This is a genomic window from Agrobacterium larrymoorei, from assembly GCF_005145045.1.
GTDB lineage: Bacteria > Pseudomonadota > Alphaproteobacteria > Rhizobiales > Rhizobiaceae > Agrobacterium > Agrobacterium larrymoorei.
The window spans coordinates 1381716-1396904 of the sequence record NZ_CP039692.1 but is presented as its reverse complement, the minus strand read 5'-3'; the positions used below and the strand labels follow the sequence as shown (position 1 = coordinate 1396904).

The 15189-nt window shown below is 57.0% G+C and carries 15 protein-coding genes; 6 read left to right on the top strand and 9 right to left on the bottom strand.

Annotated elements, in window-relative coordinates; translation table 11 throughout:
* Nucleotides 1-37: 37 nt before the first annotated feature.
* The 7 genes from CFBP5473_RS20695 to CFBP5473_RS20665 form a co-directional block, all read right to left on the bottom strand.
* On the bottom strand, nt 38-649 hold the full coding sequence (locus tag CFBP5473_RS20695; RefSeq protein WP_027676185.1) for a riboflavin synthase: 612 nt from the start codon (nt 647-649) through the stop codon (nt 38-40).
* Entirely contained in the window at nt 649-1740 is a 1092-nt protein-coding gene (gene ribD, locus CFBP5473_RS20690) for a bifunctional diaminohydroxyphosphoribosylaminopyrimidine deaminase/5-amino-6-(5-phosphoribosylamino)uracil reductase RibD (protein WP_027676184.1), read from the bottom strand. The genes CFBP5473_RS20695 and ribD overlap by 1 nt, the downstream gene beginning before the upstream one ends.
* Nucleotides 1741-1744: 4 nt before the next feature.
* The gene (gene nrdR, locus CFBP5473_RS20685; protein WP_027676183.1) at nt 1745-2224 is read right to left on the bottom strand and encodes a transcriptional regulator NrdR; all 480 of its coding nucleotides are present in this window, start codon (nt 2222-2224) and stop codon (nt 1745-1747) included.
* 12 nt (nt 2225-2236) lie between these two features.
* Entirely contained in the window at nt 2237-3526 is a 1290-nt protein-coding gene (gene glyA, locus CFBP5473_RS20680; protein ID WP_027676182.1) for a serine hydroxymethyltransferase, read from the bottom strand.
* Between the two features lie 190 nt (nt 3527-3716).
* Nucleotides 3717-5048, bottom strand: coding sequence for a L,D-transpeptidase family protein (locus CFBP5473_RS20675; RefSeq protein ID WP_027676181.1), 1332 nt, complete (start codon nt 5046-5048; stop codon nt 3717-3719).
* 306 nt (nt 5049-5354) lie between these two features.
* Nucleotides 5355-5864 (bottom strand): transcriptional regulator LdtR, encoded by a 510-nt coding sequence (gene ldtR, locus CFBP5473_RS20670; RefSeq protein WP_027676180.1) that lies wholly within the window; start codon nt 5862-5864, stop codon nt 5355-5357.
* A gap of 233 nt (nt 5865-6097) precedes the next feature.
* Nucleotides 6098-6535 (bottom strand): DUF6163 family protein, encoded by a 438-nt coding sequence (locus tag CFBP5473_RS20665; RefSeq protein ID WP_027676179.1) that lies wholly within the window; start codon nt 6533-6535, stop codon nt 6098-6100.
* A gap of 148 nt (nt 6536-6683) precedes the next feature.
* Here CFBP5473_RS20665 and hemB point away from each other — a divergent pair, with 148 nt between their 5' ends.
* The 5 genes from hemB (at nt 6684) to CFBP5473_RS20640 (ending at nt 9777) form a co-directional block, all read left to right on the top strand.
* The gene (gene hemB / locus CFBP5473_RS20660; protein ID WP_027676178.1) at nt 6684-7697 is read left to right on the top strand and encodes a porphobilinogen synthase; all 1014 of its coding nucleotides are present in this window, start codon (nt 6684-6686) and stop codon (nt 7695-7697) included.
* A gap of 66 nt (nt 7698-7763) precedes the next feature.
* The gene (locus CFBP5473_RS20655) at nt 7764-8222 is read left to right on the top strand and encodes an RDD family protein (protein ID WP_027676177.1); all 459 of its coding nucleotides are present in this window, start codon (nt 7764-7766) and stop codon (nt 8220-8222) included.
* A 126-nt stretch (nt 8223-8348) separates the two neighbouring features.
* Nucleotides 8349-9107 (top strand): arginyltransferase, encoded by a 759-nt coding sequence (locus tag CFBP5473_RS20650; RefSeq protein WP_027676176.1) that lies wholly within the window; start codon nt 8349-8351, stop codon nt 9105-9107.
* Between the two features lie 62 nt (nt 9108-9169).
* Complete coding sequence (locus CFBP5473_RS20645; protein ID WP_027676175.1) at nt 9170-9391, top strand: AbrB/MazE/SpoVT family DNA-binding domain-containing protein; 222 nt, start codon at nt 9170-9172, stop codon at nt 9389-9391.
* The gene (locus tag CFBP5473_RS20640) at nt 9388-9777 is read left to right on the top strand and encodes a type II toxin-antitoxin system death-on-curing family toxin (protein ID WP_027676174.1); all 390 of its coding nucleotides are present in this window, start codon (nt 9388-9390) and stop codon (nt 9775-9777) included. Before CFBP5473_RS20645 ends, CFBP5473_RS20640 begins: the two co-directional genes overlap by 4 nt.
* A gap of 151 nt (nt 9778-9928) precedes the next feature.
* Here CFBP5473_RS20640 and parC read toward each other — a convergent pair whose 3' ends face one another.
* Nucleotides 9929-12184, bottom strand: coding sequence for a DNA topoisomerase IV subunit A (parC, locus tag CFBP5473_RS20635; RefSeq protein WP_027676173.1), 2256 nt, complete (start codon nt 12182-12184; stop codon nt 9929-9931).
* 224 nt (nt 12185-12408) lie between these two features.
* Here parC and CFBP5473_RS20630 point away from each other — a divergent pair, with 224 nt between their 5' ends.
* On the top strand, nt 12409-13599 hold the full coding sequence (locus tag CFBP5473_RS20630; RefSeq protein ID WP_027676172.1) for a membrane protein: 1191 nt from the start codon (nt 12409-12411) through the stop codon (nt 13597-13599).
* 43 nt (nt 13600-13642) lie between these two features.
* Here the strand turns inward: CFBP5473_RS20630 and CFBP5473_RS20625 are convergent, their stop codons facing one another.
* Nucleotides 13643-15124 carry a SulP family inorganic anion transporter gene (locus CFBP5473_RS20625; protein WP_027676171.1) on the bottom strand — a complete coding sequence of 494 codons (1482 nt, stop codon included), beginning with the start codon at nt 15122-15124 and terminating at the stop codon, nt 13643-13645.
* Nucleotides 15125-15189 lie beyond the last annotated feature (65 nt).

The window sequence follows — 15189 nt, the reverse complement described above, 5'->3', positions numbered from 1 at the left end:
AGTGCAGCGCGTTCAGGCGCCGCTCTCCGTCACCATCCTACTTCGACGGAAATTCCGCAAGGCGTGCGGCGTAGCGGGCCATCGTATCGACTTCGAAATTGACGAAGTCGCCCGGGTTGCGCTCACCCCAGGTCGTGACAGTGAGTGTGTGACGGATCAGCAGCACGTCGAAATCCTGGCCATCGACTGCGTTTACGGTCAGAGACGTGCCGTCCAGTGCGATGGAGCCTTTCGGTGCGACGAATTTTGCCAGATGTTCCGGCGCGCGCAGGCGGATACGCACGGCCTCGCCCTCAGATTCGACGGACAGAATTTCTGCCTTGCCATCGACATGGCCGGAGACGATGTGCCCGCCGAGTTCGTCGCCGATCTTGAGGGCGCGCTCCAGATTGACCTTCGTGCCCTGCTGCCAGTCGGAAATCGTCGTCAGGCGCAGCGCCTCTTCCCAGGCTTCGACTTCGTACCAGCGTTCGTTGCTGCCATCTTCCGGCAGCTTCGTCACCGTCAGGCAGACGCCGCCATGGGAAATGGAAGCCCCCATATCGATGGTCTTCGGATCGTAATTCGTGGCCACGCGCAGGCGCACGCCCTCAGGCAGCGGCTGCAATTGCGAAACGGTTCCAACATCCGTGACGATACCGGTAAACATCAAAGCGGCCTTTCATAATCGAAGCAGCGATCCTGACCATAAGCCGTCTCACTGACAAAGGAATATTGCTGTGGGATATCGGCGCGCTTCAGCGGCGTTTCAATACCACGCTCGCCGATTATGACCGGGCTTTCGAACAGAAGAATGCGGTCTACGAAACCTGCATCGAGGAAAGCCCTCGCTGCCACGGCGCCGCCCTCGACGAGGAGTTCCGACATTCCGCGCGCGCCGAGGGTTAGGAGGAAGTCTTCAAGGTCTTCGACCTGAAGGATTTCGACGCCTGCGGCTGTCAGGTCGGAGCGTCTTTGGGTAAGATCGCCGCTTTTCCCGCCATTGGGTATCTCCACCACAACGACCGGAATATCCTTGGCAGTTTTCACCAGTTTCGAACTCACCGGCAATTCCAGCCGCCTGTCCAGCACGAAACGGACCGGCGAATGATGCTCCAGCCCGGAAATGCGAACATTAAGCTCGGGGTCATCCGCGAGCGCGGTGCGGATGCCGACGAGAATGCCATCGCAGCGCGAGCGCAATTCATGTACGGCCTGCCGGGATTCTACGCCTGTTATCGCAACCTGCCCCTCGCCTTCGCGACCGATCATGCCATCGGCGGAGATGGCGAGCTTCAGCGTAACATGCGGACGCTTCTTGATCTTTCGCGTTAGATATCCCGCCAGCGCGCGCTCGCTTGGTTGCCGAAGAAGGCCGGTTTCCACCGTGATCCCGGCATCTCGTAAAATCTGGTAGCCGCGCCCGGACACGCGTTCATCGGGGTCATCGACGGCAACGACCACGCGCGAAATGCCGCGATCCACAAGCGCGTTGGCGCAGGGCGGCGTTCTTCCCCAGTGAGAGCAGGGTTCAAGGGTCACATAGGCGGTTGCGCCGCGTGCCGCCTCACCCACCAGATCAAGCGCATTGCGTTCCGCATGCGGCCTGCCGCCAATAGACGTGACGGCCTCGGCAATGATCTCACCATTCTTGACCAGAACGCAGCCGACAGATGGGTTGGTTTCAGTAAAACCTGTATGGCGGCGGGACATTTCGATGGCGCGCGCCATGAATTTTTCGTCATCGGCGCTGAACGTCACGGAATTACGCCCCTGCGTCGGTATCGCGGGCGATCTTCGCGTTGATTTCCGCAATGACGTTTTCGAAGTCTTCCGCGTGGGAGAAATCACGGTACACGGATGCGTAGCGAACGAAAGCCACATCATCCAGGCTCTTCAAGGCTTCGAGAACCTGCAGGCCGATTTCTTCCGACGAGATTTCCGTTTCGCCCGAGCTTTCCAGACGGCGCGCGATGCCGGAAACAGCACGCTCTATCCGGTCACGATCCACGGGGCGTTTGCGCAGAGCGATTTCGAAGGATCGCACCAGCTTTTCCCGGTCGAAGGGCAGTTTGCGACCGCTTTTCTTGATGACCATAAGCTCGCGCAGTTGCACGCGCTCATAGGTCGTGAAACGGCCGCCGCAATCCGGGCAGATGCGCCGCCGGCGGATGGAGGTGTTATCCTCCGCCGGACGTGAGTCCTTGACCTGAGTATCTTCAGAACCGCAGAAAGGGCAGCGCATCTTTGTCTCTTCTTACATGTACGGGTACATCGGGAAACGATCCGTCAGTGCGACGACCTTTTCACGAACCGCAGCTTCAACGGCAGCATTGCCTTCATCGGAATTGGCAACCTTCAGACCGTCCAGCACTTCCACGATAAGCTTGCCGATTTCGCGGAACTCGGCTTCCTTGAAGCCGCGCGTGGTGCCAGCAGGCGTACCTAGGCGAATACCGGACGTCACAAAAGGCTTTTCCGGGTCGAAAGGAATGCCGTTCTTGTTGCAGGTGATGTAGGCGCGGCCGAGCGCTGCTTCCGCGCGCTTGCCCGTCGCGTTCTTCTTGCGAAGATCGACCAGCATCAGGTGGTTGTCCGTACCGCCGGAAACGACGTCCACGCCGCCTTCGATCAGGGTCTCGGACAGAACCTTCGCGTTCTTGACGATCTGGGCTGCGTAGTCCTTGAACTCAGGCTTCAGCGCTTCACCGAAGGCAACGGCCTTGGCGGCGATGACGTGCATCAACGGGCCACCCTGAAGGCCAGGGAAGACGGCAGAGTTGAACTTCTTTGCCAGATCTTCGTCATTGGTCAAAATCATGCCGCCGCGCGGGCCGCGCAGGGATTTGTGCGTCGTCGTCGTCGCAACATGTGCATGCGGGAATGGCGAGGGATGCTGATCACCGGCAACCAGACCGGCAATGTGGGCCATGTCGACCATGAGGTAAGCGCCGACTTCATCTGCGATTTCGCGGAAGCGCTTCCAGTCCCAAACGCGCGAATATGCCGTGCCACCAGCCAGAATGAGCTTCGGCTTGTGTTCCTTGGCCTTGCGCTCCACTTCGTCCATGTCGAGCAGGTTGTCGCCTTCGCGAACGCCGTAGGAAACGACGTTGAACCACTTACCGGACATGTTGACCGGCGAACCGTGGGTCAAGTGACCTCCCGAATTCAGGTCGAGACCCATGAACGTATCGCCCGGCTGAAGCAGCGCGAGGAAGACGGCCTGATTCATCTGCGAACCGGAATTCGGCTGAACGTTGGCGAAGTTGACGCCGAACAGCTTCTTGGCGCGGTCGATTGCCAGTTCCTCGGCGATGTCCACGAACTGACATCCGCCATAATAACGCTTGCCCGGATAACCTTCGGCGTACTTGTTGGTCATGATGGAGCCCTGCGCTTCGAGCACAGCGCGCGAGACGATGTTTTCCGAGGCGATCAACTCGATTTCGTGGCGCTGGCGACCAAGCTCCTTCTCGATCGCGCCAAAGATATCCGGATCGATTTCGGCAAGCGGCTTGGAGAAGAAGGCATCTGTGTTCGACATGATGAAGGCTCCTGAAACAGTAATGCGATGGCGTCTTAGCGCTCCACCTTGGCAAGAGCAATAAGGCCAGCGAGATTTGCCCGTCAAACTGCGACGTCAGGCAGAAAAAAATGGGTTGATGCAGCGAAGCGGCAAAAGAAAAAAGCCGCGTTCGGGTCAAACGCGGCTTTTTTCTTATTTTAGAGATAGATCAGTTACGTGGAACCAGATCGTCATCGATGGAGCCGGAAGGCTGCTCCTGCGTGTTCGTGGTGTTCAGCGCAAGCTCGGCGTTACCGTCATTTCCGTAAATATCGTCACGGAACTGCACCACGCCATCCTTGGCGGACCATGCCGTGATGTAAACGAAGTAGACCGGAATTTCCGTCGCCAGCTTGATCGGCGTGTTGACGCGGCTTGCGATGACGCGTTCGATATCCTGACGCGACCAGCCGGGCGTGTCGCGCAGCATCCATGTCGTCAGGTCGCGCACGTTCTGCACGCGCACGCAGCCGGAGGATTCGAAGCGCATCAGCTTGTTGAACAGGCCCTGCTGGGGCGTGTCGTGCATATATTCGTTGTTGGGATTGTGGAAGTTGATCTTCGTGGACGCCATGGCGTTGTTCTTGCCCGGGTCCTGACGGAACATCAGGTTCGGAGCCTTCGGCGCGAACCAGTCCACCGTCTCCGGCGAAACTTCCTGCCCCTTGCCGTTGATGAGGCGGATATTGTTGCGCTCCAGATAGGTCGGATCCTTCTGCATCAGCGGAACGATGTCCTTCTCGACAATCGAACGCGGCGACGTCCAGTAAGGGTTGAGAATGATCTCGTAGATCTTGGAGTTGATCATGTGGGTCGGGCGGCTGGCGCGACCGACGACTGCGGTGTTGCGCAGCACGACGCGGTTGTTCTCGACAGCCTCAATGGACGCAGCCGGAACATTGACCATGACGTGGCGCTGACCCAGATCACCCGCCATCGTCTGGATGCGGATGAGGTTGGTCTGCAGCTGCGCCATGCGGATTTGCGCCGAAACATTCAGAGCCTTCAGCGTATATTCGCCGATCACGCCATCAGCCGGAAGGCCGTGACGGGCCTGGAAACGCTTCAGCGCGCCATCAACATAGGAATCGAATGCGCTGGAAATACCGGCTTCACGCGGCAGATCGCCCGAAATCATCAGGCGCTGGCGAAGTGCCTGAACGGACGGATCGCTGACGCCGATCTGCAAACGCTGCTGGCTCGAAGGAACTTCCGGCCAGCCACCATTGGAGATGATCTGCTGGTACTGCATGATCGCCTGCTGCATGTAGCCGGGCGCTTCCGGTCCGAGAACCGGGTTGTTGGACACAACGCCAACGGCGGAGCGGGAGGAATTGGCGTCGAACTGATCGTCCCAGTTACCGCGGCGCGACGATCCGATCAGATCGTTGAACGCATCCTGCGCAAGTGCGGGCGCGGCAAGGGCCGCAGCACCGAAGGAAACAGCGGAGCGCAGCATGGTGCGGCGCGAAATAAGTTCAGGAACGGATTTCTTTGTCATTCTACCTACCAGCCACTTCATCAGGCAATCTTAACGATGCCTAGAACAACATAATTAACAAACGCCTATGGACGCCTGCCGGCAGGAAATACTCTAAGCGAAAATGAATAACGCATTACGCGATCACAGGAGAAACCGCCGGCTCCTAGGCTTTGCCGGTCCCATAGCAATATGGCCAATTCGTGTCACCTTGGCAGTGCTCACGAAGCTGTGTCACAAGGCTTTTTAGCTGTGTTGCGCACAAAAATGCAACAAGCCGGACGCGTCCCCACATCCGGCTTTGCTGAATGATGTATCGAGGCCCGATTAGAGGCGGTAAGCGATGCTATCGTTCCAGAAGCGATCAAGACGCTGAAGCAGCTTGTTCATCTCGGCGAATTCGCCCGTGCCGATGCCGCCGACCTTTTCGATGGAGCCGATATGGCGCTCGTAGAGGCGGGCTACGGTTTCAGCGATATCCTGGCCCTTTTCGGTCAGGGAAATGCGAACCGAGCGACGGTCGATGCGCGAACGCTGGTGGTTGATGAAGCCGAGGTCGACAAGCTTCTTGACGTTATAGGATACGTTGGAGCCGAGGTAGTAACCGCGCGAACGGAGTTCGCCAGCGGTCAGTTCGGACGTGCCGATGTTGAAGAGCAGAAGTGCCTGAACGGCGTTGACGTCATCGCGACCCTGACGGTCGAACTCGTCCTTGATGACATCGAGAAGGCGGCGGTGCAGACGCTCTACCAGATGAAGGGATTCCATGTAGAGCGAACGAATGGTTTCTTCCTGGATATCGGAAACGATGGCCTGCGGCTTTGCTTTGCTATTGATCATGACTGCCTCACTGTTTTGTTTGGCGGTGTTGATTTTGTTTCCCGCCTTGTGAGCAAACCTAAGCAATGCGCATAAAATTCTACTTAAAATGCATCATTAATGAATGGTTACCGCGACCTTCCGCTTTTGATGAGACTTGTGCCGAAGGTGCAGGGGGAATTCTCAACACTAATAAAATCAATACCTTACGCGATAAAAATCGCCAGAATCCGGGCCGAACTGCTTTATTATTATGGTGAATCAATCCTTGCGCGCTCATCGTTTTGACGCGCGTCCAGCCAGAAAGCGACCTGAAATAGTATATAAACAGTTGCTACGATGCCGTGCATGACGGGTACCATGGTGTTGCTGCCGAAGATATTGGGCCACACCTTATACATCGCAATCTGTGCCCCTGCCCCGATAACCCACATGACCGCGCCCCATGAGACGCCGAGCCAAAGACCAAGTGCCGCGACAGGAAAGACGACGGCAAGGCCGGTGCCCGCAACGCGCCAGGGCAGATTGAGCATATCGAACCGGCCATGGCCACTCAGCGAGTAGCCTGTCAGCATCGCCCAATATTGCAGCCCGAACCAGAAACAGGAAAGCGCCACCAGTCTCAGGAAGACGAGGTAAAGGATTTCCGTCAGGGGCCGTTTCGGCTGCGGTAAAGAATCAGGTTCCATGCGGCGAAGATACGTTTCCGGCAGTGCTCCTGCCACTGCATAATTTGATGGAGCGTCAACATGGCAGCATATCAGCTATTCAGCCACTCTGTCGCATTCGCATATTGCCTTTGTTGTGCTATGTCCGCACCAAGTTGGAAGGACAGACATGACTGACAAAACACATCTGGTAGATCACATCACTGGCCACCGCCGCATGCGCCGCGTTCGCAAGGCAGACTGGACGCGCAGGCTGGTGCGTGAAAACCAGGTAACGGTGGATGATCTCATCTGGCCGGTCTTCATCGTACCCGGTACCAATATTGTCGAGCCGATCCCCGCTATGCCCGGCGTGAACCGCATGAGCGTGGACAGGCTGGTGGAAGCGGCAAAGGAAGCGGCTGATCTGGGCATTCCGGCCATCGCCACCTTCCCCAATATCGAAATGGAGTTGCGCGACCAGACCGGATCGCAGGTTTTGGAAGCCAACAACCTGATCAATCAGGCAACCATCGCCATCAAGAAGGCCGTGCCGAATATCGGCATTATTACGGATGTGGCACTGGACCCCTTCACCAACCACGGTCATGACGGCATTTTGCGCGGCGATGACATCGTCAACGATGAGACTGTCGATCAGGTGGTCAAGGCTGCCATCATGCAGGCCGATGCGGGTGCGGATATCATCTCCCCCTCGGAAATGATGGATGGCCGAATCGGTGCCATTCGCCGTGGTCTGGATGCTGCTGGCCACCAGAGCGTCGGTATCATGGCCTATGCCACGAAATTCTCATCCGGCTTCTATGGCCCCTATCGCGAAGCGATTTCCACCAGCGGCCTGCTGAAAGGTGACAAGAACAGCTATTACATCAGCCCCGCCAATGGCACCGAAGCGATGCGGGATGCCGCGCTCGACGTCGAAGAAGGCGCGGACATGCTGATGGTGAAGCCCGGCCTGCCCTATCTCGATATCTGTTGGCGCCTGAAGGAGGCTTTTGGGCTTCCGACCTTCGCTTATCAGGTTTCCGGCGAATATACCCAGATCAAGGCCGCTGCCATGAATGGCTGGATCGACGGCGACCGGGTGATGATGGAAACGCTGCTCTGTTTCAAGCGCGCGGGCTGCGACGGTATCCTGACCTATTTCGCGATCGAGGTCGCGAAAAAACTGGCGAAGAGCTAGAAAAGGCGCTCATTGCATTTGCAATTTTCGACACCATATCTCGTGGTGAAAAGGAGAAAACCGCCGATGAGCATCGACCCTAACCCGACTTACGTTCCGACAGAGGACTGGCGCGCATATAGCGGCGTTCTCAGCCGCCGAGTCGTGGCCTTCATCATCGATTACATGCTCGTGCTTCTGCTGTGCATTCCAGCGGCGGTCATCATCTTCTTCCTCGGCATTCTGACGCTGGGCTTCGGCTTCATGCTCTATCCCGCGATGTTCTTCATCGTGGCGATCCTTTATTTCGGTATGACGCTGGGCAGCTCGGCGCAGGCAACGCTCGGCATGCGCGCCGTCGGCATCGGCATGGCGCGACTGGATGGCCAGCGAATCGACTTCCTGATTTCGACGGCGCATATCGTGCTTTTCTGGGTCATCAACTCGGTTTTGACGCCGCTGATTCTGCTCGCTGGCCTGTGCACGGAGCGCTCCAGGCTCGTTCACGATTTCCTTCTCGGAACCGTGACGATCAGAACCCGCTGAAACAACTCATAAAAGCCGCTTTTCGGCGGCTTATTTGACGCAAAGGTTGTCTTCCCAGTTGACGTTTTCTACCTTTTTGTCATTCTGATACAGAGGGTTGACTTGCGAAGGGAGCGATTAGGTTCGATGAACACGCAGACGACGCCTTCGCCGCAGTTTTATCTGACAGCACCGGCCACCTGCCCCTACCTTCCGAACCAGTTGGAGCGGAAGGTTTTTACGCATCTGGTCGGCCCGCGCGCAGCGGAAATGAACGATCTGCTGACGCAGGGTGGCTTCCGTCGTTCGCAAAACATCGCCTATCGCCCGGCCTGTGAAAATTGCCGCGCCTGCGTGTCGGTTCGCATTCTCGCTGAACGTTTCAACCCGACAAAATCCATGCGCCGTGTGCTGGCCACCAACAACGACCTCGTCGCCACCATTCATCGGGCAGAACCCTCTACCGAACAATTCTCCCTTTTCCGTCGCTATCTCGACAGCCGCCACACAACCGGCGGAATGTCGGACATGTCCGCCCTAGACTACGCCGTGATGGTGGAAGACACGCACGTCAACACCCGCATCATCGAATACCGCAAGCGCGAACCGGGCGCTGGGATTGACGACAGCAAGCGCGGAGAACTGATAGCCGTCGCGCTGACGGACATGATGAGCGATGGCCTGTCCATGGTCTATTCCTTCTTCAATCCCGATCTCGAAAAGCGCTCACTCGGCACCCTCATGATCCTCGACCACATCGCACGCACCCGTACGCTCGGCCTGCCCCACGTCTATCTGGGCTACTGGGTCGATGGTTCGGACAAGATGGGTTACAAAACACGATATCACCCGCAAGAGCATCTAACTCCGCGAGGATGGGAGTTGTACGAGCCGGATGCCGGTTGATCGCTGGCCTTGCAATGGCGGCTCCACGATGTTATAACAGCGTTATAACTGGAGTAAGAGCCATGAATCTTTCTGTACGGAAAATCGGCAATTCGGAAGGCATCATCATTCCAAAAGAGGTTTTGGAAAGCCTCGGCGTGAAAGCTGGAGACATGGTCAGCCTCGATAAAAGAGAAGGTGAGTGGCACCTCCGCGCCGCAGACGAAGCCTTTACCCGTCAGCTTGAACATGCCCAGGTCTTTATGGACAAATACAAGACCGCCTTGAAGAAGCTGGCCGAATGACTGATTTCATTTTTCTCGAAGTCGGACTGGTAGAACAACTACATCAGATGCAGATCGAGCACTTCGGCGGCAGTCATGGGCTGCGCGACAGAGCTATGCTGGATTCAGCACTCAACCGCCCGGTCAATAAGGCTGCTTATGGCTGTATGGACGCCTGCGAATTGGCTGGCGCCTACCTTTTCGGTATCGCGAGAAACCACCCTTTCGTAGATGGCAACAAGAGAATAGCGATCGTCACCGCAGGCGTTTTCCTCATGGAGAATGGCCATATGCTGGAAACAGATGAGGCAAAACTTTATGCGTTTGTCATGGCCGTTGCCGCAGGTGAGATTGATGAGGAAGGGATAGTCCGCTTCCTCAAGGATCACGTTGTGGGCCTGCCTTGAGCGTCTCTTTGTGGAATAGCAAAATCCCGCCGGAGCCGGTTGTCGTCAGAGCGCAGGCAATTGGCGAAGAGCATACACCAAGATACGGTCGATAAAGCCAATCACCTTTGAATGAGGTGAAGCGTTTCCTTTTAACGAAACGCTTCAGCCTTTAACCACCAAACTTCCCACTGCGCGGAAAGCCCTTCGGTACAGTCCGTCCGGCGGTGGCACGGTCTGCCATCCATTCGAGCAACTCATCACCCACCTTGGAGAAGGAGCGACCGGCGCTGTCTTCCCATGTCAGACCGTTTGCCAGCGCGAAGCACTTCACGTCGGAAATACCGCCATCCTTGTAGCGCTGGAGACGAACGCCCTTGCCACGGGACATTTCCGGCACCTGCGATAGCGGGAAAGTCAGCATCTTGCGGTTCTCGCCGACGACGGCGACGTGATCGCCGGTGACCGGCACCACGAGTTTGGTCTCGTCCGGCATGGAAACATTCATGATCTGCTTGCCCTTGCGGGTATTGGCGACCATTTCGGTTTCCGGAATGACGAAGCCGTTGCCAGCCGTCGAGACGATGAGGAGCTTGCGTGTCGCGTCATGGACGAAGGCGGTCAGGATGTCCTGATCGTTTTCCATATCGACCATGATCCGGACCGGCTCGCCATGTCCGCGGCCACCCGGAAGCTTGTCGGCACCGAGCGTGTAGACCTTGCCGCCGGTCGTGACCAGCAGCAGCTTGTCGGTCGTCTGCGCCGGGAATGCCAGCTTCGGTCCATCGCCTTCCTTGAAAGTGAGGCTCGACGTATCCGACATATGGCCCTTAAGCGCCCTGATCCAGCCCTTCTGCGAGATGACGACCGTGACAGGTTCCTTCTCGATCATGGCCTGCTGAATGGCCTCGACATCGGCGTTGGGCGCATCGGCAAACTGTGTGCGACGACGACCCAGTTCTGTGGCCTTGGCGTATTTCTTTTTGACCTCGCCAATCTCCCAGGAAACCGCCTGCCACTGCTTCTCGTCGGATGCCAGCAGCGACTCGATCTCGCCCTTCTCCTTCGTCAGTGCATCGAATTCCGTGCGGATTTCGAACTCTTCCAGCTTGCGCAGGGAGCGAAGACGCATGTTGAGAATGGCTTCCGCCTGATTATCCGTCAGGCCGAACCGCGCCATCATCACCGGCTTCGGTTCATCCTCCTCACGGATGATACGGATGATCTCATCGATATTGAGATAGGCAATCAGCAGGCCGCCGAGAATTTCCAGACGGCGGTCGATGGCGGCCAAGCGGAACTTCGAGCGGCGAACGAGCACATCCTTGCGGTGCGCCAGCCACTCCGTCAGCACTTCATTCAGCGCCATAACTTTCGGCACGCGACCGAGAGACAGCACGTTCATGTTCAGCGGAATGCGGCTCTCGAGATCCGAGAGACGGAACAGCGATTCCATCAGCAGCGTCGCATCAACGGTGCGGTTCTTCGGCACCAATACGATGCGCACATCTTCAGCAGATTCGTCGCGCACATCTTCAAGAAGCGGCAGCTTACGGGCCAGCAGCAGTTCGGCAATCTTTTCGATCAACCGCGACTTCTGCACCTGGAACGGAATTTCGGTAACGACGATCTGGTAGCCACCGCGACCGAGATCTTCCGTCTCCCATTTCGCGCGCACGCGAAAACCGCCGCGACCCGTCTTGTAGGCATCGAGAATATTCTCGCGGCTTTCGATGATGATGCCGCCAGTCGGCAGGTCGGGGCCGGGAATGAACTCCAGCAGCGTCTCGACGCTCGCATCGGGATGCTTGATCAGGTGAAGCGCGGCATCGCAGATTTCATGGGCGTTATGCGGCGGAATGGAGGTCGCCATGCCAACGGCGATGCCGGAGGCACCATTTGCCAAGAGGTTAGGAAACGCGCCCGGCATAACCACCGGCTCTTCGTCTTCCTCGTTATAGGTGGGGCGAAAATCCACCGCGTCCTGCTCGATGCCTTCCAGCAGCAACGCAGCAACATCGGTCATACGCGCTTCGGTGTAACGCATCGCCGCTGCGCCGTCACCGTCGATATTACCGAAATTACCCTGGCCATCGACCAGCGGATAACGAATGGCAAAATCCTGCGAGAGGCGCACAAGTGCGTCGTAAATCGATGCATCGCCGTGCGGGTGGAATTTACCCATCACGTCACCAACGATACGGGCGCATTTCTTGAAGGCCGAATTGGGTCGAATTCCCATCTCGCTCATGGCGTGAACGATGCGCCGGTGAACCGGCTTCAACCCGTCGCGCACATCCGGCAGGGCACGGTGCATGATGGTCGAAAGCGCATAGGCAAGGTAGCGCTCCTCGAGCGCCGCCTTGAGGTCGACCGGAACAATATGATCGTCATCTCCGCCAGACGGAGGAACAGAATTTTTACCCATGTCGCTTGACTAGCGGAAATGCAGGATTGCGGCAAGAAATCCGGGCTTTTTCGGCTGTGGATGACGGGAGCCATGCGTATATTTTTCGTTAATCTTGTTTTTATGCCGCAATTCAGCCATTCGTTGCAAACTACCAATGCCATAGACCGCGCCTATGCTGCGGATATAGATGCGTGATTCCTATTTTTGATGCAGATTTTCGTACCTACAAGGGAAGAGACAGAATGAGACTCGAAACGACCCGGCATTTTCTGCTTGCCAGCGCGGCAATGGTCGCGTTTTCCTCGCCGGCCTTCGCACTGGATGGCGCGGATGTTCTGAAGAAAATCAATGCGGCCTATCATGTGCAGGGCGCTGAGATCGCGGCTAAATCCATCGCGGTCAATGGCGATACGGTGACACTGACGGGCGTCACCCTCGGTTCAGGTGCGGATGCAGCACAGCAGATCCCGGTCGGCACCGTCACGCTGGACGGCGTCGAAGAAGACAATGGCGGCTACACGATTGAGAAGATGGCTTTCGAGAATATCAACTATTCTCAGGAGAACGTCTCCTTCACCGTCAGCGACATCTACATGTCCGGCGTCATTGTCCCTGCCGATACAACAACCGGCAAGCTGGACTCCATGCTGTTCTACGATGAAGCCCATAGCGGCCCCGTCTCGGTCAAGATCGACGGCAAGGAGACGTTCTCGGTCGAGGAAAGCACCGCGACGATGACCAAGAGCGAAGACGAAGGCACGGTCAGTTTCGACGTCAACGCCACCGGTTTCAAGGGCGATCTGACCACGATTCAGGACCCGAAAACCAAGGAAGCCATCGACAAGCTGAAGCTTCAGTCCATTGCTGGCGAGCTGAACATGAGCGGTTCCTGGGAAATCGCCCCCGGCACGGTCAATATCGATGAATATGCTCTCGACCTGAAGGATGTCGGCCGCCTCAACATGAGCGTCAGCTTCTCCGGCTATACGCTGGATTTCATCAAGTCCATGCAGGACGCAGTGAAGGCGCAGGCAGCCAACCCCAACAAGGAACAGGCTGACCAGGCCTTCGGCCTTGCCATGCTGGGCCTCATCCAGCAGCTGAGCTTCAACAATGCCGAAATCAGCTTCGATGATGCCAGCATCACCAAGCGCGCTATCGATTACGCCGCTGGCGAACAGGGCATGACTGGCGACCAGCTGGCCCAGACGATCAAGGGCATGGTTCCGCTGATGATGGCCCAGCTCAATGTTCCCGAATTGCAGAATGCGGTTTCGGCAGCGGTCAACACCTATATCGATGACCCGAAGAACTTCACCGTCTCCGCCGCTCCGGAAAAGCCCGTTCCGTTCCCCATGATCATGGGTGCGGCCATGGGCGCGCCGAACACGCTTCCCAAGGTTCTGGGCGTAACGGTTACGGCCAACGAATAATCGAGAAGCCCCGGAGCAGAGATGTTCCGGGGCTTTTTTCACTTCAATGCAATGACGGGGCTGAAGCGCCTTGTTTGTCATGCTGCGCGAAACGGTCGATCATGTGGGCGCTTGCCGCGTTGACACCGTTCACATGCACGATCTTGCCTCTGGCACGGAATTTCAGCACCACCTTGTCCAGCGCGCCCACAGCTGAGATATCCCAAAGATGCGCTTGGCTGACATCGATTGTCACCCCCTCTACCTCATCGGCAAAATCGAAGGCAGCGATAAAACTCTCGGTCGAGGCGAAGAATATCTGGCCATCCACCCGGTAGTTTCGCATCTTGCCATCCTCGCTCAATTCGGAGCGGACATGGAAGAGCCGAGCGACCTTTCCCGCAAAGAACACGCCGGAAAGCAGCACACCGACCAGAACGCCCTTGGCGAGATCATGCGTTGCGACAACCGTGCCGACCGTGGCCAGCATAACGATGCTGGAAGAGAGCGGGTTCTTCCGCAGATCGGTGATCGAGCGCCAGGAAAACGTTCCGATGGACACCATGATCATCACCGCCACGAGTGCGGCCATGGGAATGATGCGGACGAGATCGTCCAGCACGAGGATGAGGAACAGCAGGAAGGCGCCAGCCACGAATGTCGAGAGCCGCCCGCGCCCACCGGAGCTGACATTGATGACGGATTGGCCAATCATGGCGCAACCGCCCATGCCGCCAATCATGGCGGATGCAATGTTGCTGGCGCCCTGCCCTATGCATTCCTGGCTTTTATTGCTTGGCGTATCAGTCATCTCATCAACGATCTGCGCCGTCAGCAGCGATTCCAGAAGGCCTACCGCCGCGAGCGCTACCGAATAGGGAAAGATGATCTGCAGCGTCTCGAATGTCAGCGCCACCTGCGGCAAAGCCAATATTGGCAGGGTAGAAGGAAGTTCGCCGAGATCACCGACGGTGCGGATATCCATGCCGCTATAAAAGGCGACTGCGGTCAGAACGGCAATAGCGACGAGTGGTGACGGAATTGCCTTGGTCACCAGCGGCAGCAGGTAGATAATCGCAAGCCCCGCCGCTATCATCACATAGGTCTCGAACGGCACGCCGATAAGCTCCGGCAACTGCGCCATGAAAATCAGGATCGCCAGTGCATTGACGAAGCCCGTCATGACGGATTTCGAAACGAAACGCATGATGCGGCCAAGTTTCGCAAATCCTGCCAGAATTTGTAAAACGCCCATGAGGATGGTGGCGGCGAAGAGATATTGCAGCCCATGCTCCTTCACCAGCGTCACCATCAGAACCGCGGTAGCGGCGGTGGCGGCTGAAATCATACCCGGCCTCCCACCCGTGAAGGCGGATACGCAGGCAATGGCGAAGGATGCAAAGAGACCGATCTTCGGATCGACACCGGCAATAACGGAAAAGCCGATGGCTTCGGGTATGAGCGCGAGCGCCACGACAATACCCGACAGCACATCGGCACGGATGTTGGAAAACCACTCACGTTTGTAAACTTGAAGTCTGTTCATTTGAATTTTTTCGCAAAGAATAACGCACCGGCCGGACGATGATCCGGGAGTTCAAGAATGACTGA